General features: G+C 35.2%; 17 protein-coding genes and 3 tRNA genes. 3 read left to right on the top strand and 17 right to left on the bottom strand.

The window, feature by feature from the left end; genetic code table 11:
* Positions 1 to 145: 145 nt before the first annotated feature.
* From ACFQ13_RS05695 to ACFQ13_RS05665, 7 genes are all read right to left on the bottom strand, one after another.
* The gene (locus ACFQ13_RS05695; RefSeq protein ID WP_386115031.1) at positions 146 to 760 is read right to left on the bottom strand and encodes a DUF1444 family protein; all 615 of its coding nucleotides are present in this window, start codon (positions 758 to 760) and stop codon (positions 146 to 148) included.
* Positions 761 to 983: 223 nt separating this feature from the next.
* Positions 984 to 1139 (bottom strand): hypothetical protein, encoded by a 156-nt coding sequence (locus tag ACFQ13_RS05690; RefSeq protein ID WP_386115029.1) that lies wholly within the window; start codon positions 1137 to 1139, stop codon positions 984 to 986.
* 4 nt (positions 1140 to 1143) lie between these two features.
* Entirely contained in the window at positions 1144 to 1659 is a 516-nt protein-coding gene (locus ACFQ13_RS05685; RefSeq protein ID WP_386115021.1) for a GNAT family N-acetyltransferase, read from the bottom strand.
* Positions 1660 to 1769: 110 nt separating this feature from the next.
* Positions 1770 to 2501, bottom strand: a complete 732-nt coding sequence (locus ACFQ13_RS05680) for an SIMPL domain-containing protein (protein WP_386115018.1) — start codon at positions 2499 to 2501, stop codon at positions 1770 to 1772.
* Between the two features lie 26 nt (positions 2502 to 2527).
* Positions 2528 to 2857, bottom strand: a complete 330-nt coding sequence (locus ACFQ13_RS05675) for a hypothetical protein (RefSeq protein WP_386115015.1) — start codon at positions 2855 to 2857, stop codon at positions 2528 to 2530.
* 9 nt (positions 2858 to 2866) lie between these two features.
* Positions 2867 to 3280, bottom strand: coding sequence for a hypothetical protein (locus tag ACFQ13_RS05670; RefSeq protein ID WP_386115012.1), 414 nt, complete (start codon positions 3278 to 3280; stop codon positions 2867 to 2869).
* A 119-nt stretch (positions 3281 to 3399) separates the two neighbouring features.
* A complete protein-coding gene (locus ACFQ13_RS05665) occupies positions 3400 to 8403 on the bottom strand; it encodes a DUF4132 domain-containing protein (protein ID WP_386115010.1) in 5004 nt (1667 codons plus the stop codon).
* 219 nt (positions 8404 to 8622) lie between these two features.
* On the opposite strand from ACFQ13_RS05665, the gene ACFQ13_RS05660 reads away from it, so the two are divergent.
* Positions 8623 to 11136, top strand: coding sequence for a leucine-rich repeat domain-containing protein (locus tag ACFQ13_RS05660; protein WP_386115008.1), 2514 nt, complete (start codon positions 8623 to 8625; stop codon positions 11134 to 11136).
* Between the two features lie 78 nt (positions 11137 to 11214).
* On the top strand, positions 11215 to 13719 hold the full coding sequence (locus ACFQ13_RS05655; RefSeq protein ID WP_386115006.1) for a hypothetical protein: 2505 nt from the start codon (positions 11215 to 11217) through the stop codon (positions 13717 to 13719).
* Between the two features lie 64 nt (positions 13720 to 13783).
* Here ACFQ13_RS05655 and ACFQ13_RS05650 read toward each other — a convergent pair.
* The 9 genes from ACFQ13_RS05650 to ACFQ13_RS05610 all read right to left on the bottom strand — a co-directional run bounded on the left by ACFQ13_RS05650 (position 13784) and on the right by ACFQ13_RS05610 (position 19394).
* Positions 13784 to 13856 (bottom strand) — tRNA-Gly (locus ACFQ13_RS05650).
* A 139-nt stretch (positions 13857 to 13995) separates the two neighbouring features.
* Positions 13996 to 14077: transfer RNA gene (locus tag ACFQ13_RS05645), tRNA-Tyr, on the bottom strand.
* Between the two features lie 53 nt (positions 14078 to 14130).
* Positions 14131 to 14203: transfer RNA gene (locus tag ACFQ13_RS05640), tRNA-Gly, on the bottom strand.
* Positions 14204 to 14465: 262 nt separating this feature from the next.
* Positions 14466 to 14642 (bottom strand): histone H1, encoded by a 177-nt coding sequence (locus ACFQ13_RS05635; protein WP_114309175.1) that lies wholly within the window; start codon positions 14640 to 14642, stop codon positions 14466 to 14468.
* Positions 14643 to 14942: 300 nt separating this feature from the next.
* Positions 14943 to 15137 carry a hypothetical protein gene (locus ACFQ13_RS05630; protein WP_386115003.1) on the bottom strand — a complete coding sequence of 65 codons (195 nt, stop codon included), beginning with the start codon at positions 15135 to 15137 and terminating at the stop codon, positions 14943 to 14945.
* Positions 15138 to 15150: 13 nt separating this feature from the next.
* Positions 15151 to 16431, bottom strand: a complete 1281-nt coding sequence (gene larC, locus ACFQ13_RS05625; RefSeq protein ID WP_386115000.1) for a nickel pincer cofactor biosynthesis protein LarC — start codon at positions 16429 to 16431, stop codon at positions 15151 to 15153.
* On the bottom strand, positions 16428 to 17087 hold the full coding sequence (larB, locus tag ACFQ13_RS05620) for a nickel pincer cofactor biosynthesis protein LarB (RefSeq protein WP_386114997.1): 660 nt from the start codon (positions 17085 to 17087) through the stop codon (positions 16428 to 16430). The genes larC and larB overlap by 4 nt, the downstream gene beginning before the upstream one ends.
* Complete coding sequence (gene larE, locus ACFQ13_RS05615) at positions 17080 to 17877, bottom strand: ATP-dependent sacrificial sulfur transferase LarE (protein WP_386114994.1); 798 nt, start codon at positions 17875 to 17877, stop codon at positions 17080 to 17082. The genes larB and larE overlap by 8 nt, the downstream gene beginning before the upstream one ends.
* 50 nt (positions 17878 to 17927) lie before the next feature.
* Positions 17928 to 19394 (bottom strand): aldo/keto reductase, encoded by a 1467-nt coding sequence (locus tag ACFQ13_RS05610; RefSeq protein WP_386114992.1) that lies wholly within the window; start codon positions 19392 to 19394, stop codon positions 17928 to 17930.
* A 515-nt stretch (positions 19395 to 19909) separates the two neighbouring features.
* Between ACFQ13_RS05610 and ACFQ13_RS05605 the strand changes: the two genes are divergently transcribed.
* Positions 19910 to 20860, top strand: coding sequence for a sterol desaturase family protein (locus tag ACFQ13_RS05605; protein ID WP_386114989.1), 951 nt, complete (start codon positions 19910 to 19912; stop codon positions 20858 to 20860).
* Between the two features lie 33 nt (positions 20861 to 20893).
* On the opposite strand, the gene ACFQ13_RS05600 is transcribed toward ACFQ13_RS05605, so the two are convergent.
* Positions 20894 to 22708: an SLC13 family permease gene (locus ACFQ13_RS05600; protein WP_386114986.1), complete on the bottom strand. Its 1815-nt coding sequence runs from the start codon at positions 22706 to 22708 to the stop codon at positions 20894 to 20896.
* Positions 22709 to 22824: the final 116 nt, after the last annotated feature.

Genomic DNA, 22824 nt, shown 5'->3' with positions numbered 1-22824 from the left:
AGATTTAGTGGTTTGCTTTTTTGGCAGAATTTTGGTGAATTTTAGGCCTAAAAAAAAAGGTGTTTACGTTACGTAAACACCTTTTTTTTGTTGAAACGAAATAGCGACTTAAAACGCCTTTTTTTCAATATTTTATACTATAAAATTATAGAGGAATATGGCCAACAATGCTACCTTCTTTTACAACGAAAAGTGCGTTGATAATAGGAGCATTTCCAAAGCTGTCGTCATTCCAAGTATGGTTGTGTAAGTAAACAAATTTGTTCACCGTATCTTCATCGGCTGTTTTAGACATCACCATCATACAGGTACGTCTAGGAATAGAAACTAATAATTCTTCGGCTTCTAACATAGCATGTGCTTTTAACATATGCGCTTTAGAAAGAATACGTTCACTAGAAAAATCATTTCCACTAGAGGCTAGAGCTTTGTTGTTTAGAGCTTCAACAAATTCGAAATCGGTATCGTAAGCTTCTAAATTGGTAAAAGCCTCTTGGGTAATTTGCTTAGCATCCATAGTTTCTAAATGCTGTTTGGTTAAAAACACAAAGTTGTCTGGTGTATCCATACCGTAACCAATTACAACTTCAGCACCATCTTCAGACGGAATTAAAGTTGAACTCAACGCGCCTGCTTTTAATCCAACCCAGTCGCCAGGTTTTAAAATAGGATAGATTTTTTGATCGCTATTTTCAGTTTGCTCTACTATTTTAGCTATTTCTTCTGGTGTTTTTTCTGGTCCGTAAATGGTATTACTCATAATTATTTTTTTTTGTCTTGGACAAAATTAGCGCAACAGTAAGTTTTTTTTATCACGGTATTCAGCCATTTATAGATGCAATTCTTCGTTTAAATAGATTAATTGTAAGGTATTTCCTAAAATTAAAGGGGTTCTTATGGATAAGAATCTCTTGATGAACTGTGATAAGGATGGTTTTTTAGGTTGAATTGATCTGCGGACAGTCTAATAACACAATTGAAAATTAACCCACATAATTTTCAATGATGACGTTACTCCGTGTGTCGCCTATGCCTTTAAATAGGTATTGGTTGTCTTTCTTTTCTATAAACTCAGTCAGGAGCATAAAATTTCTTTTTGAAGAATTATCCGTTACCGTTTCTAGACCTGCACTTTGCATTGGTTTAGTATTCTAAATACATAATATGATTGGGATTGCTATGCGTCTCAGATATTTTAAAATCAAAAGCGCCTACAATCTTAAAACCCATGTTCTGATAAAACTTTACCGCCTTTTGGTTTTCTGTCCAAACCGCAAGCCAAATACCGTTTTGATCCAGTTTCTTTGATAATTCCATAGTAAATTGAAACAATTTAGCGCCTAATCGTTTGCCATGAAAGGCTTCTAAAAGATAGAGGCGGTCTAACTTCGTAATGTTTAAATCCGCTATGTTTTTGTTGCTCGTATCTAATTGAATTTTTGAAAATCCTGCAATAACACCATCACAATAAATAAGATGATAACGGACTTTCTCGTTGTTAAATTCTTCAAGGATAGCTTCTTTATTATACGTTTTAGAAATATAAGTTTCTATGTCGGCTTTAGAAGCACTATGTCCGTGAGACTCCCTAAACGCTTGAGTTCCGATCTCTACAATGAGATCCGAATGCGTGGCGTTTGCTTTTATAATTTCAACCATTATGTTTTACTTCGCTTTATTGAAGATTTTTTGTTCGTCAGTTTCAGATATAAAGAAAGGTATTCTCATGGATAAGAATACCTTTTTTAACATATAAATCGAGTAGGGGATTAGTCTACTTTATAAACCAATTTCATGGTAATAGAAGCTGTTTTTTCTCTAGAACTCGTATTGAACGTACCACCCCAAGAATAATCCTCGCCTGAATTTTGTCCTGTAATTTGAAAGATTCCCATTTTAGCCGATTCTAAATCACTCAATTCGCCTCCTGAAAACTCTGCAATTTTTTCTGCACGTAATCGGGCATCTTCAGTGGCTTTAGAAATCATTTCAATTTTAAGATCGGCTAGTTTGGTGTAATAATAGCGTGGTGCTTGCGAATAGAACTGAACCCCTTGATTTAATAATTCAGTGATTTCTCTAGAGACTTTCTCTATTTTATCGACGTCTTCAGATTTAATTTCTAAAGATTGTGTCAATTCATAACCAACAAATTCTTCGCCTGCATAATCACCATTAATAGTGTATAATTGCTTGGTTCTTTGTCGGGTTTGCACAGCAGAATAGACAATCTCTTCAGTTGGAATTCCTTTCTTTTCTAAATAGCTGTTTATAATACTTTTATTTTCTTCTAGAGAGATGTAAGCTTGTTTTAAATCGCTACTTGTAGATCCAAAACTCCCTTCCCAAACAATTAAATCGGAAGAGAAATCTGTTTTTCCTAGTCCTGTAACTTGAATTTCACCGTCTTTTTTATTTCGGTCGGTATAGGCTTTTCCTAAAAAAATGGAAGCGGCAACGATGGCTATTCCAAAAATAATGGCGTTTGAATAGTTTTTCATGATGTTTGTATTTTGAATTTGTTTATTTAGTACTTGTAATCGGTATCTAAAGTTAAAGTTTTAAGTTGAATAGTTTTAGAATCTATAGTTTGAAATGTGCCGTGTCCGGAAACTTGTTTTGTATATAGGGAATGGTCATCACCAAAAGATAATCCAGCTTCTACATCAAATTGAAAATTAGCTTGTTCAAATGTGATGGTGTTCTCATCTCGGTTTATCGTAACCTCTTCTGGTTTTAGAGTAACGTTCCAGAAACTTGAAGCGTAATTCCCAAAATTAGTATTCGCTAATAATGTTGACCACACCGAATGCTCATTCGTGATTTGTTCTGCTAAGTCGTGTTTAAGTGTTTCCATAGCTACCATTTACCAATAGGTGCCCACTAGAAATGTAAGCCTGATAAAAGCAATGACACTATTAGACGTGAGTTGTAGTGGTGCATTTAAATCGGTGATTTCTTCATCGTCTACAAAAACCACGAATAATCCGTCTTTAAAGGCTAATAACACATTGTCTATAGCTTCTTGATGATTAGCTAGCGTTGTGTTGGTGATTTCTCCAAAATCGACTTTACCACTTTGGGCTTGTTCTTGTATTTCGGCTGGACTTAAAAATCCGATGACGTTGACTTCGGTTCGTTTTTTATTATACGCTTCTACTTGATGTTTAACACAACCAATTAATAAGTCTTCTAGGTTTTTAGGATGCGCTTCTAAGGTAAAAGGCACTTCTTTTACTTTTTTCTTTCCTAATCTTTTTAGTTGTAAGGTCAGTTCCATTGGTATACGGATTTTTTTTGCGTTAGGGATTGTCGTGGAAAGCCCACAGTGCGATAGCACGAGGACTTGCAACAGAAAGCCCGACCTCGCCTAAGCGAGGTAACGCCCTAATGATTCTATTAACTATTAATTTGTGCCAAAATTGTTGGATCTTGGATTTTATTATCTTCTGACAGTAATTTCATTTTTGAAATAATTTCTGCCGATTTTGGGTCTTCGTCTACAAAAGGTAAGAACATACGTCCGCGATGCTGACTGTGCACAGGAATGATGGATAATGCCAATCCGTTTTTGCTGACTAAACCGCTACCTAAATGGATGGTATATTCGCCTAAAGTTCCTTTTACAAAAATATGACGCTCCTTAACCGTGATGTTTGGAAGCTTGAATAATTGAGCCGAAGCTTTGGCCAATGCAGCACGCATTTCCATTGTACTATGGCTGGCTTCTGGGTCTACACCACCAACGTGGGCAACGCTTACCACCAAATCGATATCGCGCATAATTTCGCTAAAAATTACTGGCGGAATCTCTGTAAGCGGAATGTTTTTATAGCTGTCTATAGAATGAAATTGAATCACTTCTAAGGTTGGTGCCTCTGTATCTGAGGGTGAGAACCAATCTGCCATCGCGTACATCGTAGCAATAAAACCTTGCTTGTGATATACTTTTTGCAATCCGTCTTCCATACTTACCGTCCAACCACGACCACGTAATAATGCGACGGTTTTTTTAGGCTGAATTTGGTGTCCTTGGTAACGCTCAGAACGATTACTATGCTCACGCTCGTCGTTCGTGATTAAATACAACTCTCTAAAAATTTGCTTAAAGGGTTGTGTTATGCGCTCGGCAAACACATATTTCTGATACAAGTCCCAAGCCACTGATTGATGTAAATGAGAGGCGTGTGCAATAAGCAACACATCGTCTTCTGCCAATGCTTGTACTTTACCATCGGTATCTACCAGCGCGCCATTGTTGTAAAATCCTGAAATTTCTTTCTCAGGCACATACAATACTAAGTTTTGCAACATTGCTTTTACAATAGGATGTTGCATTAACTCGTGAATTTCTTTCGCCGAAAATTCATCTTCATTAACCATTGCGTTTTCAAGTGATAAACGCGTTCTGCTGTATTGTTTAGATAGGTAGTTTTTGTTGTCTTTTAAAGCGACCACTTGCTTGTCTTTACGCAATTTTGCTGGTATGTTTTTTAAAGTTTTACCAGCTTTGGTGACTTTAATTGTGGTTTTACCTAAGTCTGTAATACCAAGTTCTATAACCGTGTCGTCTATGGTGACTACCGCGTTTTCCATAATGGCTTGTGTGGCTTTGGCTTCCATTGCCCAACTAAAACGCACACGGTCTTTATACCCAGCGTTACGAGATAAATTGTCTAATGCAATCTCTACAGCAGTCGCTTCACTTTCTTGACGTTGTGCCCCAAATTGTTTGCTTTCTTTTAAAAAGGTTTGAAGTAGGTTATAACGTTTTAATAAATCTTTTTCTGGTACGGTTTTACTTAACGTAATTAAGCCTAAAGCACGCACATAATCTTTATCGCGTTTGTCTTTAATCTTCTTCAGCGTTTCGGTGATTTTAACTTCACCAAGCATCACGCTAGAATAGAGTTTTACTTGTCTATGTCCGTTTCCATCGGTAATGTATTTCGCGGCATCGTGAAGCAGTTTCCAATTGGTTTTTCCTAAGTTTTTGTACACTTTGTTAAACCAATCGATATCTATGGCACCAAGTGCAAAGTCGTTTTTAGGAATGTTAGAATAACGTGCGATAATGGTTTCTTTTTCACTATTCATATATTCTGAAGCGTGCGCTTGAAACCACCAAACGGCATTTTCAAGGTTTTCAATTTTTAAATATTCCCCCACAACATTGGCCCATTGGGTAGCGTAACACGCTAACTCTATCAAGCGTTTTTTACTCACTTTAGAAGTATCGGCTAGTTTGGCAAAATCGGCATAAGATTCTGTGTCTTTAAAGGCCGTTCGTTTAAGAATGGTACTGAATTTTGATTTTTTACTATCGCCATAATAACTATAACCACGCTCAAACGTATCTTTTCCTAAACGTTCTAAAACGCGAAACACATAATCTACACCTTCTACACGGTGAATACTACTAATATACCCAGAAGCCGGTGTTGCTAAATCACCACGTTCTAATTCTGTTTCTAGTAGGTTGGTTTTTAAAGGTAGAAACACGTGTTTTGGAATGCTGTTACGTTCTATTCCTTTTTTAAAGTTCATTCTGTAATTAAAACCACCATCCATAATGCTCATTATAGAATGGTTGTTTAGCGATTGGAATAATAAATCGTCATCATTTATTAAACCGGCTTTGTATAATTTTAAGGTGATTTCTACCTCTGGAAACTTTAAGGTTCTCTTATTGATATTCTCTTCCGTAAGCACTTTAATGGTAGTGGCCTCGCTAGGATGTTCCATATTTTGAGCCGATAAATACATTTGAATCGCCCAATACTTATACAGTTGCTCGTTGGTTAATTGGTCTAGATGATTTAAACCAAAATTTGGCGTGTATTCTTGAATTATGGTTGTCCAATTATGAGTTACCGTGCTGTAATAGGTACTTTGCTCTTGAAATTGGATGAGTTTATGTTTATCAGGGAAATTAGCAATCATATCCTCATACATCTTAAACTTAAAATCGCCCACGATTCTTTGGTCTGCAAAAGCCCAAAACAAACGTTTTAAAATTTTGTTATAGGTTTTAGATTTTGAATAATAGCGTTCTACTTCTCCTAAGTTTAAGCCCGCCAAATCTGGATAATATTGCTGTAAATACGGCTGAAGAATGGTATAGGCTCCAAAAGGCGCTTCTCGATTATTGATGTAGCGAATAACCGAATACATTTCAAAATCGTTAAGCTCGCTTTTTTCATACCAAGAAATCCAAAGGTCGGCTAGTGGTATGTTATGCAGCTCCTCTAAAGCTGTAGCATCTTCACTTAACTTTTTCATATCGTGAACCCCTTTATTAAGATACGTGGTGTGCATTTCACCATCATAAGCTAACATCTGATATTCGTGATTGCGATGTTCTGTAACCAAATTAATTAACTGATTGACTTGAGTCACAATTTTCTTTACATCAATAAAATCTTTGAATTTAAACCCAGAAGCCTCGGAAGTGGTAATTCCTAGCTTATCAAAAATATTGGTCTTGGTTTTAAAATGCGACTGTGGGATGTAAAGTGGTGATAAATTATCATAATCTATAGCTCCAAAACCATTACTGTAGTTGTATTCTTCTGTATTGTCAGAAAATTTATCAAGATAAACTTGTTCGTTTTTAGTGATTTTAGGTCGCTGTTTATAAAGCGCTATTTGCTCTTCAGTAAAATTAGATTGTCTGTTGTTATCGTGTAAAATCGTTAAAATTTCTAAAGCGGCTATGCGTTGTTCTATGTTTTTAGCCTGAATTAAATTAGTGGTGCTATGGCGTAAAGTATCTACAGGTAAGTTTATTAATAACTGTATTAGCGAGGTCCGTAGCATTTTACTTTTTCGCCTTAATAAATCTTCAATAATCTCTAATTCGGTATCGTACAAGTGCATTTTATAGAACAGGCTTAATCCTGTAGCCATTACCAGTTCGTTTCTGTTGTAAATGGCACGTCTTGCTAAAGCGCGTTTCCAAGAATTTTGGTCGTAATTTAATACTACTTTGTGCTTTATTTGTTCTTTGTTGTAGTATAATGAATAGCTGTAGTTTTTAGGGAATACCTTTCTAAAATAAGCCTCTCTAAATTCTGAAGGAAAGTCTTCAAAATCAGGTGCCATTAATTCTAATTGTGCTTGTGTAGCACTATTCATTATAAAATTGAAGAAATAATCTGACCTTGGGATAAAACTCCACCACGAGAATATTTTACTTTCGTAAACCTTTCCTTTTTCTGAGGCATTTTTAGCGACAGTAAGTAGTTTTTCAAAAGTGGTATCATCTAAAGACGTTTCTGGTAAGTTTACCGCCATCCAATGGTCTAAGGCGTAATCTTTTCCGATGTTTTCTATAAAATAAGGGACTAGCGCATCGTTTGTTTTATCGGTTTGACTTATAAAATACAAGGCGAGTATCTTTTTATTTCGGTCGTCGTGGTCAAATACAATGTCTAAGGCTTTTCTATTGGCTGTATCGACATCTAAAATACCAATGGCCCAAAGTCCAACAAGCACTTCAATATTATCTTTACTTTTTAAATAAGTATCTACTTCTTTTAAGTTGAAAATTAAAGATTGCGCAAGTGTTAATATACGATTGATAAGCGCTTTTTTAGGCGCTTCCCAATTCAAATTAAACCAAGTACAAACCGCTCTATTCACACTACTAAAACGGGCTAAGTCATTATCTATAATAACCTGTAACATATATTTAAACGCAGCAAGGCTACAGCTATCTAAAGCTTCTATTATGGTTTGGCGTAAACCTTCTTGACGTTGCGCTGCAAGTAGTAATTTGGCAACCATTTCCCAATGTTTTTCCTCTTCGGAATACAACAAGGCCTTGATAGTATCTGAACTGACGCCACCAATCTCATCTTCTCCCTGAATAATATCGTCTAGCAAGGCATCAAACGCGCCTTCTGCATTGTGTAAAACAATGGCTAGAAAAAGGTCTTGGTTCCCTGAAAAATACGTGTTGTATTGAAAGTGTTCTACCAAAGATAAGCCACCAAATCCCATTCTGCTGGAATTCAGAAATGCTCTAAAACTGACTATTTTTTTATGTATCACATCTTCGCCATCTCGCGATCTAAAGGCCTGCCTGTTATAAGAATCTTGATACGGTAAGGTGTTTATAAAATCCCACATTGCAGCTAAATATGGCGCTTGAATAACACCATATAATTGCATCCCTAAACGCATTCCTTCTGGTGTGGTCCAAGGATTTATATTGAATGGATCTTCAAAGGCGGCAATAAAATCGTACTGATTATAATAGACGCGTTTCTCTTTTTCTATACCTCCAAGTACTTTTGCTAAAACACGATAAGGCTCAGAATAGGCACGAAATTCAAACCGGTCTACGGCTGGTTTTGCGTATTGCTCTAAGTGTTTTCTAGCATCTTCTATAGGGATCATATCTCTTAAATATTTTTAACTATGGTCATTAACAATAATTTGTCTTTTTCTGAACAAACCGAATTACTGATGGCAAGGTAAAAGAAATCTGTTTGTTTAAACTCACGGTATTTAGTGATTTTTATAAGGGCCTTTTTTACGTTTTAAATATCACAGAATACAGTGACAAATAACACCGTGTTTTAAAATAGGTTTGTAAAACCAAAATTAAACTGCCTTATGATATTTGCTACACACGAACTTGGTTTCAACTTTTATGAAGACGAAACATCTTTTGAAAAAATTAAAGGATGTGAAAATTACCCTGAAGATTTTTACTACGAGATTTTTGTACTTGCTAAATCTACTAAAAACAAGCAGATTAGAACCGAATGTGCCAATATCATAAAAAAACAGGCGCCAGAAGCTTTACAATTAGCATTTAAAAGTCGAAAAAAAATAACGTTAATAGAAGATTCTTCTTCTTTTGACAAGAAGCTTATTGCTATATTAGAGTATGGCGTACTCTCAGAAGACTTAGACCTTTGTAAACTATACACACTTGTTTGTAAGCGTTTATCACTTTCCATTACATATTCAAAAAAAGAAGTGGTTCAACTTTTTATAGACACACCACGTCTTTTAAGTCAGTTTAATGGTATTAAAGAATTAACAATTAGCACCTCTAGACAGAAAGAAGGTTTTAGTAGCGTTGTAAACAACATAACGCAACTTACCTCATTAGAAAAACTTGAGCTTGAAATTGATTATAAATACATACCAGAAGAACTAGAGCGATTAGTTAACTTAAAAGAGTTTATTCTAACAGCACCTAACTTGGTATGGATTCCCGTAGGAATAACCAAGTTAAAAGCACTTAAAAAGTTGGAGTTTAGGGGGAGTTTTCCTTATGGTGAAGACGAGCCTAACCCTAACATAGTTAACTTTACTTGGCTTAAAGAATTGACAAGTTTAAAGCATTTAAAAATAGGTTCTTTTACGGTACAAGACCTCTCTGATGTAGAGCTACCAGCAAGTTTAAAAAAATTAGAGTTTTTTAGGCTAGAAAATATAACCGCTTTACCAGAAACACTTGGTCACTTGCCAAAATTGAAAAAATTAAGGCTAAGTGGTATGAGGGAGCTAGAACACTTTCCTGCATCTGTGAGTGAATTTAAAACCTTAGAGGTTTTAGAAGTTATTCATTTATCTAAATTAAAGGAAGTTCCTGCATCTTTTATTTTTGGACCAAATATTAAACGTTTACTAGGTTTGTATACTGAGTTTATGCCTTATGGTGAAACACCTGTAACTAAGCTAAAAAGAATCGTTTTCACCCATCCAGAGCTTCTTAGTTTTGTATTAGATAATGCCTTGTCTTTTACTAATTTAAAAGAGATAGAAATCACTTGTGAAGCACCACAAAGAAGAAGTACACATACGTTTTCTGCATTTAAAAAACTTAAAAACCTTAAGTATAAGTTAGCGCATCATTTAGAATGGGTTTTAGAGGATATTCACGAATGTAAAAAGCTAGAAGACGTTTTTATTTATGGTTTATATAATGGAGCTGATGCTGAAATAACGAACGCTGACGTTACTAATTTCCCTCAAGAGTTTTCTAGAGTAAAGCATTTACAAACCTTACGCCTACAAAGTGCAAAAGCACTAGTTTTAAATACAGATTATTTACCTATAAAGACAGACAGTCTTACCATTACAGATATAAAAGTCATTGAGCCAGGTGTTGAAGGTTTTGAGGTAAATCATATAAAAGTAGCAGGTACACCTATTACCGCATTGCAAAAATTTTATTCGGTAATACGTGCTAAAAAAATTACGTTAGACGATGTAAACAGTGTTAAAAATGAGACTTTAGATTTTGATAATTTTAAAGACCCTGAAAGCTTTAAAGATTTTATATTTAATAGTAATGTAAAAGACTTAGATAAGGCATTAAAAACACTTTGTAATTTACAATCACTAACCATTGATTTTAATAAAGATAATGCCGAACAAAACAATGGTTTAACCGCCTATACGCACCATAATTTAAAAAACTTAACCATTAAAAATTTTAATGGTGACACTAGTGTTATTAAGTTATTATTAGAGCATACGCCTCATCTAGAATTTTTAGAAATTTACGAGTGTGTAGGTCTTGCAGACTTACCTAAAGTTACTTTAAACAAACTAAAAACACTTAAATTATTTTATAGCGATGATATACAGTCTATAGAAAACTTAACAGTGCCCAACATAGAACTTTTTAAAGTTTTATCGTGTGACAATTTTGGTTACGATGCTATGGTTACGGCATCGCATTGGAAAACGCTTAAATTCCTTTGGTTAGAAAGCATTAGTAGAGATCTTGAAACCTACCCGGAGACCATTGCAGACTTAAATTTAGATACCTTTTTTATTGATGGGTTTTTAACTAAAAGACAAATACCAAAATGGATAGGGAAAATGAAATCCTTACGAGTTCTAGGAATAGAGCAGTTTTATCGTTGTCCATTACCAGAAGAATTAGCCGAATTAACCCAGTTAAAAATAATGAGCATTAGAGGCTGTGATTTTACAGAACAAGTGTCTGATAAATTTAAGAATTTGAATTTAGATGATTTGATTTACAGGTATTCAAAATTTAATGGAAACAATATGAAATCGTCTAAATTTTACGCATTAGCTGGAAATAAAATATTAAAAGAGGATTTTGATAACAGATATGAAAAATACAATCTCTACTGCTAAAGAAATTTAAGCACAACGTACCGCAATCTAAAACCCTTTTTTCAAAAGAAATTTATACCCAAAAAATTAACGATTACTATGACAAAGCCAACAGAAACACCTGTTTTCAAGTTTTATACAATGGATGAGTATTATGAAGACATTAAAAAGTATAAAAACTTTCCTGAGGATTTTTATTATGAAATTTTTGTGATTGCAAAAGCAACATCTAATAAAAAAAATAGAACAGAGTGTGCTAACATCATAAAAAAACAAGCCCCAGAAGCTTTACAAATAGCTTTTAAAAGTCGAAAAAAAATAACACAAAAAGGAAAGCGTGTAGCCAGAATGATTTCTATTTTAGAATATGGATTGCTATCTGAAGACTTAGATCTTCTTAAACTACATAACCTAATTGGTGGAGGATCAAAACTATGGCTTTTTCATTCTTCGACAGATTTTTTAGATCGCTTGTTAGAACATCCACATATATTAAGACGATTTAACGGCGTAAAAAGTTTAGAAATTCATCTAAAAGGACAAGGTAATAAATATGATAGTATTCTTAATGAGATATCAAAATTAACGTCTTTAGAAGAATTAGATCTAGAAGGTGATTATGAACAACTACCAGAGGATTTTGGTAATTTATCAAATTTAAAACAACTAAAGCTTGTTGCGCCTTGTTTAAAAAGGTTTCCAAGTACAATGTCTCAGCTAACAGCCTTAAAAAAAATACGTATTGAAGGTGATTATTGGATTGGAAAGATTATTCCTAATATGAATTTAACTGATTTTAATTGGCTTACAAATCTTACGAAACTAAAGGTATTCAAACTACGTTATGTAGGCGTGCAAGACCTATCTCAAGTCGTGTTTCCTGCATCTTTAAAGCGTATAGAATTGTTTTACTTAAATGAATTAACAGCGTTACCTAAAGATGTGAGCCATTTAAAGGAACTAAAAAAGTTTCAGGTTTTATCTAAAAGCATAGATAACTTACCAAATGGATTTGAAGATTTACCAAAATTAGAACTTTTTGAGCTTAATGCCCCTAAAATAGATTCCATATCCGCTACCTTGTTTTTTGGTGATGCGTCTAGACCTAAATTAGTGACCAAAATTGGCAATAGCTATATAAATATTGCACCAATGACAGAGGTGAGTCTGCGAGAGTCTATAGAAATAGATTCGCCCAAACTACTTCATTTTGTGTTAGACAATGCTTCATTTTTCCCTAATTTAAAGACGATAACAGTAGATTGTGAAGCACCAGAAACCTCACATAAAACATCATTAGCAGCATTCAAAAATTTAACAACGCTTAATTACAAATTAGAGCATAAATTAGATTGGCTTTTTGAAGGGGTTGAGCAATGTACAGAACTTAAAAATGTCGAATTATACAGATTTAAAGAGTGGCATACTAAAGATATAAAATTAGCGGTTAGAGTTTTTCCAAATGTGTTTTCAAAAATAGCACAGTTAGAAAACCTGACCATTAAAAATGCGAGTGCCTTAGTAGTAAATACCGATTGCTTGCCAAAGAAGATTACCAATTTGACTATTTCTGAAATTAAAGGCATAAAAGCAGGAACAGAACCGTTTGATGTGTTTAATATGGAAATTAATGCTACACCAATTCTTAACTTACAGGAATTTTATGCAGTAATTAGCGCGGCTAAATTTAATCTTGGACATAGAAATAATGACGTCAATAATGTTTTAAATTTTGAAACCTTTAGGCATCCAGAAAAAATTGAATCGTTTGATTTTACCAGTGATGTGAGTCAGTTAGGTAGTTTACTTAAAAACTTCGTGAATTTAAAAGAGCTTAACATCACATTCAAAAAAGCCAATCCAGAACATAACAATGCATTAACGGCTTTTAAACACACCAATTTAAAAGTATTAAGAATTGATGATTATAACGGAACTACCGAAGCTTTAGAACGTTTATTAAGCCAGACACCAAACCTTGAATTTTTAGGGATATTTGAAGCCAAAGGTTTTGATGCTTTTCCTGCGGTAACATTGCCTCAGCTTAAGAAATTTAGAATGCAGAGTGTCGCGCTTAAAACCATAGATAATTTAAACGTAGACATTATTGAAGCCGTAAAACTAATACATTGTGATCAGATTAACGATGAAAGTATTGAAGCCATATCGCGTTGGAGTTCTCTAAAACACCTTTGGTTAGAAGGCTTGGATGAAAATGGAGGCGCATATCCTGAATCGATTTCTAAATTAAATTTAGAAACACTTTTTATCAGCGCACATAACAGAGAGGAAAAAATACCAACTTGGATTGCGAATCTAAAAAATCTACGTGTTTTAGGAATAAATAATTTTAAACAAGTGGTTTTGCCGGTAGAATTGGCTTCATTAACACAGCTAGACGTATTAAGTATTAGTGGTTGTGAATTTTCTGAAAAAGTATCCGAAGACTTTAGGAATCTTAACCTACGAAAATTGGTGTATTGGACCTCTAAATTTAATGGTAGCAATATGAAATCTGAAATCTACGAGCCATTAGAGAACAAATTAGTATCTCAACGTAATTTTGATGAGGTAGATAGCGAAGTGCCTTTTAAATACGCCTAGTTTATAACGTAGTATAAAGCAAAAAAAAAGACTTCATAATTATTATGAAGTCTTTTTGCTTTAGAGCGAGAGACCGGGTTCGAACCGGCGACATTCAGCTTGGAAGGCTGACGCTCTACCAACTGAGCTACTCTCGCGTTTTATAATTAAATTGCTTTAATTAAAGGTGTTTCAAAATATAAAAACCGTTTTGCTTTATTTTAGTGCCTACGAAATTAAATTTTTATTCAAATAAATAAAGTCAGGTTGACTAAAGTAAACGGCTTGTAAATATAGTGGGGAGAGCAGGATTCGAACCTGCGAAGACGTAGTCAGCAGATTTACAGTCTGCCCTCGTTGGCCGCTTGAGTATCTCCCCAATACTTGAATTCAATATTTCAAATTATATAAGATCTCCTAAGAAATCTTTAGAGCGAGAGACCGGGTTCGAACCGGCGACATTCAGCTTGGAAGGCTGACGCTCTACCAACTGAGCTACTCTCGCAATTTTGGTAAGCGGGTGCAAATATATAAATAATTTATATTCAAATCCTAATTAAATGCCCTAGAATTTTAAAGTGATTTTGTAATAAAAATCAATAGGCTTATTTACAGTAAGATATAAAATAAAGAAATAAAAAGGAATTTTTAAAGGACTATAGACTTTGAAAGAATCATCAAGTTATAGTCAGGACTTTTAAGATAAAGTCTAGGAAAGGGGATAAAAAAATCCTCCCCTTTAAAATTAAAGGGGAGGTGTATTTTTTTTATTTTTTTGATTCAGCAACAGAAACCTTACGGAATTCTTTTAATTGCTTTTCTAAAGCTAAAGAAGCTTTTCTTGCTCTAGTTCCAGCTGCTTTGTTACCGCTTTCTAATTGTAAGTTAGCATCAGTTTGAAATGATTCAATTGTGCTTTGGATGTTTTCGATAAGATCTTTCATATGTTCTTTCTGTTAAAAATTTTAATTTGAAAGGCGAAAATATAATTATTCCGTTGAATAACATATAAAGCAGGGTTAAAATATAGCTAAAGTTGAATTTTCTTAGGGATATAGCCGAAAAAGCCGAATTCGTTTTAAAATGATTTTGAACCCTTTTTTAAGGTATCTTATTCTATACTAGTAGACTAAGTGGTTTTGTAGCCAAATTTTTAATTCATTAGAAAATTCTTATAATTCAGCCTAAAAAAAGCAAAGCCCTTAAGATTTTTAAGGGCTTTTATTAACTTTTATGAACGAAGGTTATTTTTTACTTTTTTCTGATGCCGTTTTATTGGCACTAAATTTCCATACCAAGCCTACTAAAGCAATAGCCGGAATAAGTAACCAAGCCCATTCTCCAATAAAAGAGCTATGCGAATGATGATCCGACCCTGGGTGGGCTAATAAAATTTGAGAACTGATAGCGAGCGTTAAAATTGATAATGATTTTTTCATCGTTTTGAGAGTTTTAAGAGTTAATATTAAGTTTACTTATAACTTGATAAGCGGTTTGGTTGTTTGCTTTAGCCAGTCGTTGCACATCGTCAAATTCTGGCTTTACTTTTATATGTTGTGTTGGTGTGGTCGATTTTTTAATCGCAATATCACCAAATTCGGTAGTCGTTGTTTCTTGGACACGAGGCAGCTCTATTCTTTGAATCGGAAAATACCGAAGTCCAATAGTGCTCGTGTTATCAAAAAGATAATTAGAGACCGCCTCTAATTCGTCTTTAGGGAGTAAGACACGTAATAAGAAGGCAAAACGGCCTTTCTTCATAAGTTGTTGGGTTATACTAAAATCTACAGCTCCAACGGCCAATAAACCATCTTGAAAGTCGTTACCGAGATATTCTGGAGACATATCGTCTATAGAAGCTTCTAATTGTAAGTAATTGTCTTTCTCAACGTCATTTTCAATTAATGAAATTCGGACAACGTTAGCGTTATGAAAATCCTTTTTACCAGGACCATAGGCTGTTTTTAATGGCGTATAGGCCTTCGTTTTAAAATCAGGATTTAAATAGCGCAAAATTGCGGCTCCTGTTGGTGTAATTTTTTCACCTTCTTCGTTACCAGGATAGAGTGGCATCCCTTTTAAAAGTTCGGCAGTAGCCGGAGCAGGTACAGGTAACATACCGTGTTGTGTTTTTACAATTCCAAACCCCGTACAAATCGGAGTACAATAGACTTTGGAGATGTTGAGTTGGTCTATAAGCACGGCATTACCCACAATGTCAATAATAGAATCGACGCCACTGATTTCATGAAAATGAATGGTTTCTAAGGGCATATCGTGAATTTTAGATTCCGCTTCACCGATCATCAAGAATATCTCATGTGCTATTTTTTTGGAGTTAGCACTGATATGCGCATGGTCTATGATGCGTTGAATATCTCTTAAATGCCGATGTGCACCATGATGATGTTCATGAGAGTGCTCGTGAGAATGCTCATGCGTATGATGGTGATCGTGCTCATGAGAATGCTCATGACTGTGTGAATGGTCATGACCGTTATGCGTTGTGGCGTCTGAGTCTGAATCCGGATGGTCATTTAAATCAATTACCTCCACATATTGGCAGGTAATTCCGTTTTTATCGGCCTGTTTAATTTCAATTTTACCATCAGGTAAATGTAATTTGTTTGGAAGGTCCAATAACTGGTCGTAATCGCCTAGTAATTCACTAAACGCACTCAAAAACATATTTCCGGAGAGGCCCGAAAAGGCTTCTATATATATGGTCTTCATTTTTCTATAAGATTTAACATTCTAAAAGCACTCATGGCGGCTCCATAACCATTATCAATATTAACCACAGTAATACCATTGGCACAACTAGTCAGCATGGCATGCAGCGCCGTTTCTCCTGCTTTGGCAGTGCCGTAACCGACCGAAGTTGGTACAGCAATAATAGGCTGGGGGAGAAGTCCACCTACAACTGTAGGTAAAGCGCCTTCAAAACCTGCAACAACAATTAAAATATCGAAAGTTTTTAGATGCTCTAAATGATCGAGCAATCGCTGTAAGCCAGCTACGCCGACATCATGTATAACTTCCGATTTAACACCCATATATTCCAGGGTATAATAAGTTTCATTGGCTACACCGATGTCTGAACTTCCGGCGGAAACAATTCCTATTCTCGTTGGGCTCTCATCAGAAATTTCATGATGAGAGAGCATAAAAATCTCAGACTCATCATCGTAAAATGCCGTTTTAAAGTCTTCTAATAAGTGTTTGGCTTTCTCAGCTTGTAGTTTTGTGATTAATACATTTTTATTTTTTTCAACATAATCTTTCAATAAATCTGAAAGTAATGCCACGCTTTTTGAGGCTCCGAAGATGACTTCTTCAAAACCTAATCGGCGTTTTCTATCTTCATCAATGATAAAGGCTTTATTCATTTAATACACGATTTAGTTTACCAGAAACAAATCCCTCTTCATCTAAAGTCACTTTAGAGAATCCGATGGCTTTGATGGCTTCTGTAATGGGGTTGAATTGACTTTTTAAGGCTTCTAGTTCGTTTATAGGGACTTCTACGGAAGCTTCTTCGCCTTTATAACGAACTCTTACATTTTGAAAACCGAAGCGATTAAGAACATATTCGGCGTGTTCAATCTGCTTTAGGCGTTCATTATTAACCCTTGTACCGTAAGGAATCCTTGAACTTAAACAAGGACTTGGTGGTTTAGAAGCTGTTTCTAAACCTAAGGCCTTGGCCATTTCAATAACTTCTGCTTTGGTAATATTCAGTTCCGCTAAGGGCGATTTTATTTGATGATTTTTAGCCGCTTCTAAGCCAGGGCGGTAATCCCCCAAATCATCATAATTAGTACCGTTTAAAATGGTATACTCGGGATAACGGTCTTGAATTATAGTTACCATAGCTTCGTAAAGATGGGTTTTGCAAAAGAAACAACGGTTAGCCGGATTCGCGGTGTAATTCGGGTCTTCTAATTCTGAAGTTTTAATGACTTCTAAGTGAATATGATGGGTTTTACAAAAATCCGTGGCCACTTTAAAATCCTTAGATTTTAGACTTTCAGAATTTGAAATTAAGCCTAAAGCAGCATCCCCAAGCACTAATTTTGAAACATACAAAACTAGAGAGGAATCAACACCTCCAGAAAAGGCTGTAACCGTTCCTTTATGGTCTTTAAACCATTGTTTTAGCAAAGCTAATTTAGACATATGTTATGCTGTTTTTTACTTAGGCCATTTGGGCTTAAGCGATTTTAGATTTAGGCCTTATTCCCTTCAGAATCTACGGTTTTAACGGTGATATTAGTGAGATTCAGCTGACTGCTCTCAAATACAAAGGGTTGGCGTTTTAATACTTGGGGTTGGTGTTTTACGGTACCTAAAACGGTTCCGTTACTCACAATTTCGTAATGCGAAATCGGATTGGCACCCGCATAAGCCGTTTGCCATGTCAGTCTGGTTTTGCCGTCTACCTCAACTTGATTAACCGCTCTAGGTGGGGTGAGTCCCACATTATCAAGTTGAAAGAAATTGGTACGACCACCAGAGACTTGTGCTGTTTTTACTTCTATCGCTTTGCGTTCTTCTAAGGACATCGCGTTTGGTTTTACTTGAGAAGCATAATAGTTTTGAGTCAGTTGGCACTTTAACGGATCGTCATCAATTTGTCCAATTCCGATAATTAGGGTATCAATGCCTTCAGAGGTTAAGACGTATTCTATGAGTTTATCACTTGGTAAGGTTGGCGATCCTACTTTTCTATAAATTTGGTCAGGGTCTCTAGAGAATCCAGGAACTTCATTATACATGGTTCCTGCTCCAAAGACTTTCATACCTATAACGCCTAAACCTTTAGCTTTGGCCAGAGGAATAACGTTATGTTGCATATTAAAATACAGGTGATCATTAGAATTCATAGACACTAATAAGGCATCTAATAAACCATAATCGTCACGTTGCAACATGTCTATCATGGCCTCAGGATTGTTATGTCCGGAAAAACCAATATGTTTTATTAATTTTTCATTTTTCGGGTTGGTTCCCGTAAGGTCGGTGCCGTCTCGGTAATCTCTTAAAACGGCTAGAGCACCGCAATTTTCATCGGGATGAAGTGGTGTTTCTAAACCTTTGTAAAGCACATCAACCTCTTCTATAGTTGTAAGACTGTGTACTAAAAAGATGTCTACATAAGACCCTTCAGGGTAATTGCCTTTGCCATCACCAAATATTTGAGACATGGTTCGTTTTATATCTTGTGCAGCCGTTTCTACATCCTCGCCGTTAGATTTATTTCTAACATTTTCCATTTCTTTCCAACCTGGTTTTCCCCATCGCATTAAAGTCTTACTTGTTAAGGTAATGGATTCCCTTAATTTCTTGTTGTAATTGGGTTTTCCTGGTATAAGGTTTAAATTCTCAAAAGCTTTATGGAAATACATCTGACTAGGACCATAGACATTAGAGGTGTCGTAATAATTAATGCCTAAGTCAAAAGCTTTTTCAATGATGGCTACCGGATCTACATCATCTGGCGTCCATTGAATAGAGGCTTGTCCGCCTAAACCTAATGTGGTTACTTTATTTTTCATTCGGCCAAAAGGTCTCATCATTGCAGCGGGTGCTTTATCAGAGAAACTTACATCGAAAGGTAAAAACATGGCTCCGGCAGTTGCCATACTTGATAATTTAATAAAATCGCGTCGTGAAACAGGGTACTTACTTTTCATGTTTATGGGTTTTCGGTGAGGGTCTAAGTTAATAATCTCTGAGGCGAACAAAGTAAGCCGTTGACCAATTAAGTATTTTTTAACATGAAATGAAGGGTTAAGGTTAATCCTACAAATATTTCGGTTAATATTGTAAATAAAGCCTATGTAAAGCTGATAAAACGTTTAAGCAGTTTAACAGAAATAAGACTCAATTTTAGAGGTTTTTTAAGTTGAATTAGGAAAAGTGAAGCCACAAGGGCGAGGTTTTAAATAAGAAAATTGTGTTAAAAATGGCACCGATATAAAATAATAAAAGGTCAATGCGGTTAACTTACTCTAAGGTATCGATTAAAGATCAAGAATTTCAGAATTAAAGAAAACCTAGGTGTAAAATTCGGATTTCTATGCATGATGCTGTATATTCACGCTCTTAAAATAACCAAAAGACGCTAAATACGGGGTATTAAACTACGTTATAGGGTCTTAATGCATACACAAATTAACCAATCAGCCTTTTTTTAAAAATAGAATAAATGGACATTACTAACCCTTTAGTATACGGAGTTCCGTGTTTTTTAGGTCTTATTGCCTTAGAGCTTTCATACAGTAAAGTTTTAGATGATAATAAGTCGCTATACCATTGGAAAGATTTAATTTCTAGTGTTTCTCTTGGTGTGGGATCGGCCATACTTGGTGCCTTAATCAAAACGGTGTCAATCGTCGTGATTTTTAATTTTGCTTACGACCTTTTTAATCCGATGGTTAATGGCGTGCGTACCAATATTATGGGATACGAGTCCTTTGGGTATGTTTGGTATATTTGGGTGATTTGTATGCTCTTAGATGATTTCACCTATTATTGGTTTCATAGACAAAACCACATGGTGCGTTTCTTTTGGGCAGCACATATTGTGCACCATTCTTCAGATAATTTTAATTTAGGTACGGCAGTGCGTAATGGTTGGTTTACTATTTTTTATAAGCCTTTGTTTTATGTATGGATTGTGATGATTGGGTTTCCGCCAGAAATGCTTGTGGTGTGTTTGGGGATTGAGGCGCTATGGCAATTTCAACTGCACACCCAGTATATTAAGAAAATGGGATTCATTGAAAAAATCTTGAATACTCATACTATGCACCAAGTACATCATGCAAGAAACTTGGAGTATATGGATAAAAACCATGGCGGGTTTCTTAATGTTTTTGACCGAATTTTTGGTACTTGGAAAGAACTTGATGAGTCTATTGACATTGAATATGGTGTGTCTACACCTCCAAATTCTTACAATATATTTGTGATCTTAACTCATGAATACAAGAACATTTGGGAGGATATGAAGAAATCTAAAAATTGGTACCATAAATGGATGTACGTTTTTGGACCTCCAGGTTGGAGTCATGATGGAAGCACCTTAACGGTAAAGCAAATGCGACGTCAATTGGCTAATGAAGCACAGAACGAAAAGCTTAAAAATGCCTCTTAATTTTTGATTCGTATTTTTTGATTCCGTTTTAAATTACAAGTCTATAGAGAGCATTAAGGAGCCTACCAGCCATAAGGTAAAGGATAATAAGCCTCCGATATACAAAAAGTGCTTAAACCTATAGGCGCCCGTTCCGTAAATAAGCGTGTTGGTTTGGTAGCCAACCGGGGTGAAAAAGCTAAAATTTGCACCGAACATTACAGCGAGTAAAAAAGGTTTGATATCTAAATTTAAACCACTAGCAACAGCAATAGCTATTGGCGTCATTATAATAGCTGTAGCATTGTTAGAAATAACTCCAGATAATAAAATTGTAACGCCAAAGACTAAACTTAAAACCACCGTAGCGCTCTGATTGTCCATTAATGTTAATAAATGTTCGGAGAGCCAAATATCGGCACCACTATTAGTCATAGCGGTTCCTAGTGGAATCATACCTGCTAATAAGACTATAATTTGCCAATTCACTTTCTGGTAGACACTTTCTAGTTTTATACAGTGCGTTAATAACATAGCGGCGACGCCTGCTAAAGCGGCTGTTAAGATAGAAAGCACACTTGTGGCGGCTAAACTTATTACTGCAATTAAAATGATTAAAGCGGTTATGGTTTTAGATTTTGGGACTTGAGGTTTAAAATCATGTTCATTTAAAATGGCAATATTTTCAATATGATAAAGGTCAGATATTTTGTGTTCTTGCATTTCTAACAAGACCCGATCGCCGGGTTTTAAATTGATGTCTTCAATGTCTTTACGTAGTAGACGTTCTTTGGTGTTTCTTAAGTTGCGACGTTTTTTAATGGCTATGGGGAAAGCCCCTTCAAAAGAAATTCGTCTTAAACCTTTTAAGGTTTTTCCTATAAGATTAGAACCAGGAAGGATCAGGGTTTCAATATAAGTGACATCAGATTGTTTTTGGTCTTGGTCGCCGCTATTAAAGTTCTCAATATGTTGCTTCTGACGTTTTTCATTTAAAACAAATCCATTTTCTTTAAGAAAGGATTGAAAATTATCTAGATTACTCATTAAAACTAAATTGTCATTAGCTTTCAATTCAATGTATTTTCCGGGATCATTAATAACTTGTTCATCTCTAATTAGTTTTAAAACTCTAGAATCTTCAGCATTTAAAAAATCAATAGCTCCAAATTGTTGTCCAATAAATGGGGAATCTTCGTTAACTTTAATGGTAAACATGTAAGATTCAATATCGTAATCCGAGGATAAATTACTTTTTTTGTTTTTCGGGAGAAAACGAGTAGCGATGGTCATAATCACCAATCCAATGGTGAAAAATACAATACCATAACCTGAAAATTCGAAAAAACGAAACCCTACTTCGCCTTGATCTTGAGCAATAGCATTGACAATTAAATTTGTTGAGGTTCCCATTAAGGTACAACTTCCGCCTAAAATTCCTGCAAATGAAATGGGCATTAACAAACGTGAGGATGAAAACCCATATGCAATGGATAATCTATTAATGATTTTTATAAAAATAATTACCACGGCTGTCGTGCTGATGAAGGCTGAAATACTAGCGGAAATAATCATAAAGGCTGGTGTAAGCAAGAGGAGCGGTAAGACTCTTAACTTTTTAATGCCATTAGAAAGCCACTGGATAACGCCATTTTCTTCAAGACCTACCGCTAAAATCATTAAAGAAAGTACAGTTACGGTGGCCGGATTGGCAAAACCGCTAATGGCTTCCTCTGGTGTTGTGAGTTGAAGAAGGGCCAAAGCAACAATGATAAAAAAGGCAATTTTATCAACAGGAAAAAGTTCAGTAACAAAGAGTATGATACTTAAACCGATAATGATAAAAACCAATAATATTGAAAGCTCCATGGCATAATGATATGCTATTAAAGTTAATTAAAGAAAAAATAGAAAAGGTGCTCAAATCAATATTTCGTTGCTATAATTACGAAAAAATGATGGGTCTATAGCCTTTCTAATGACCT

Source organism: Winogradskyella rapida (assembly GCF_042675845.1).
GTDB classification, from domain to species: Bacteria; Bacteroidota; Bacteroidia; order Flavobacteriales; family Flavobacteriaceae; genus Winogradskyella; species Winogradskyella rapida.
Note: the sequence above shows the minus strand (reverse complement) of the source record. Positions and strands in the feature narration are given on the sequence as shown.

What these genes read in the sequence shown, in the direction of transcription:
- ACFQ13_RS05695 (WP_386115031.1), bottom strand. Translation starts at nt 760, where the DNA reads ATGAGTAATACCATTTACGGACCAGAAAAAACACCAGAAGAAATAGCT.
- ACFQ13_RS05690 (WP_386115029.1), bottom strand. Translation starts at nt 1,139, where the DNA reads ATGCAAAGTGCAGGTCTAGAAACGGTAACGGATAATTCTTCAAAAAGA.
- ACFQ13_RS05685 (WP_386115021.1), bottom strand. Translation starts at nt 1,659, where the DNA reads ATGGTTGAAATTATAAAAGCAAACGCCACGCATTCGGATCTCATTGTA.
- ACFQ13_RS05680 (WP_386115018.1), bottom strand. Translation starts at nt 2,501, where the DNA reads ATGAAAAACTATTCAAACGCCATTATTTTTGGAATAGCCATCGTTGCC.
- ACFQ13_RS05675 (WP_386115015.1), bottom strand. Translation starts at nt 2,857, where the DNA reads ATGGAAACACTTAAACACGACTTAGCAGAACAAATCACGAATGAGCAT.
- ACFQ13_RS05670 (WP_386115012.1), bottom strand. Translation starts at nt 3,280, where the DNA reads ATGGAACTGACCTTACAACTAAAAAGATTAGGAAAGAAAAAAGTAAAA.
- ACFQ13_RS05665 (WP_386115010.1), bottom strand. Translation starts at nt 8,403, where the DNA reads ATGATCCCTATAGAAGATGCTAGAAAACACTTAGAGCAATACGCAAAA.
- ACFQ13_RS05660 (WP_386115008.1), top strand. Translation starts at nt 8,623, where the DNA reads ATGATATTTGCTACACACGAACTTGGTTTCAACTTTTATGAAGACGAA.
- ACFQ13_RS05655 (WP_386115006.1), top strand. Translation starts at nt 11,215, where the DNA reads ATGACAAAGCCAACAGAAACACCTGTTTTCAAGTTTTATACAATGGAT.
- ACFQ13_RS05635 (WP_114309175.1), bottom strand. Translation starts at nt 14,642, where the DNA reads ATGAAAGATCTTATCGAAAACATCCAAAGCACAATTGAATCATTTCAA.
- ACFQ13_RS05630 (WP_386115003.1), bottom strand. Translation starts at nt 15,137, where the DNA reads ATGAAAAAATCATTATCAATTTTAACGCTCGCTATCAGTTCTCAAATT.
- larC (WP_386115000.1), bottom strand. Translation starts at nt 16,431, where the DNA reads ATGAAGACCATATATATAGAAGCCTTTTCGGGCCTCTCCGGAAATATG.
- larB (WP_386114997.1), bottom strand. Translation starts at nt 17,087, where the DNA reads ATGAATAAAGCCTTTATCATTGATGAAGATAGAAAACGCCGATTAGGT.
- larE (WP_386114994.1), bottom strand. Translation starts at nt 17,877, where the DNA reads ATGTCTAAATTAGCTTTGCTAAAACAATGGTTTAAAGACCATAAAGGA.
- ACFQ13_RS05610 (WP_386114992.1), bottom strand. Translation starts at nt 19,394, where the DNA reads ATGAAAAGTAAGTACCCTGTTTCACGACGCGATTTTATTAAATTATCA.
- ACFQ13_RS05605 (WP_386114989.1), top strand. Translation starts at nt 19,910, where the DNA reads ATGGACATTACTAACCCTTTAGTATACGGAGTTCCGTGTTTTTTAGGT.
- ACFQ13_RS05600 (WP_386114986.1), bottom strand. Translation starts at nt 22,708, where the DNA reads ATGGAGCTTTCAATATTATTGGTTTTTATCATTATCGGTTTAAGTATC.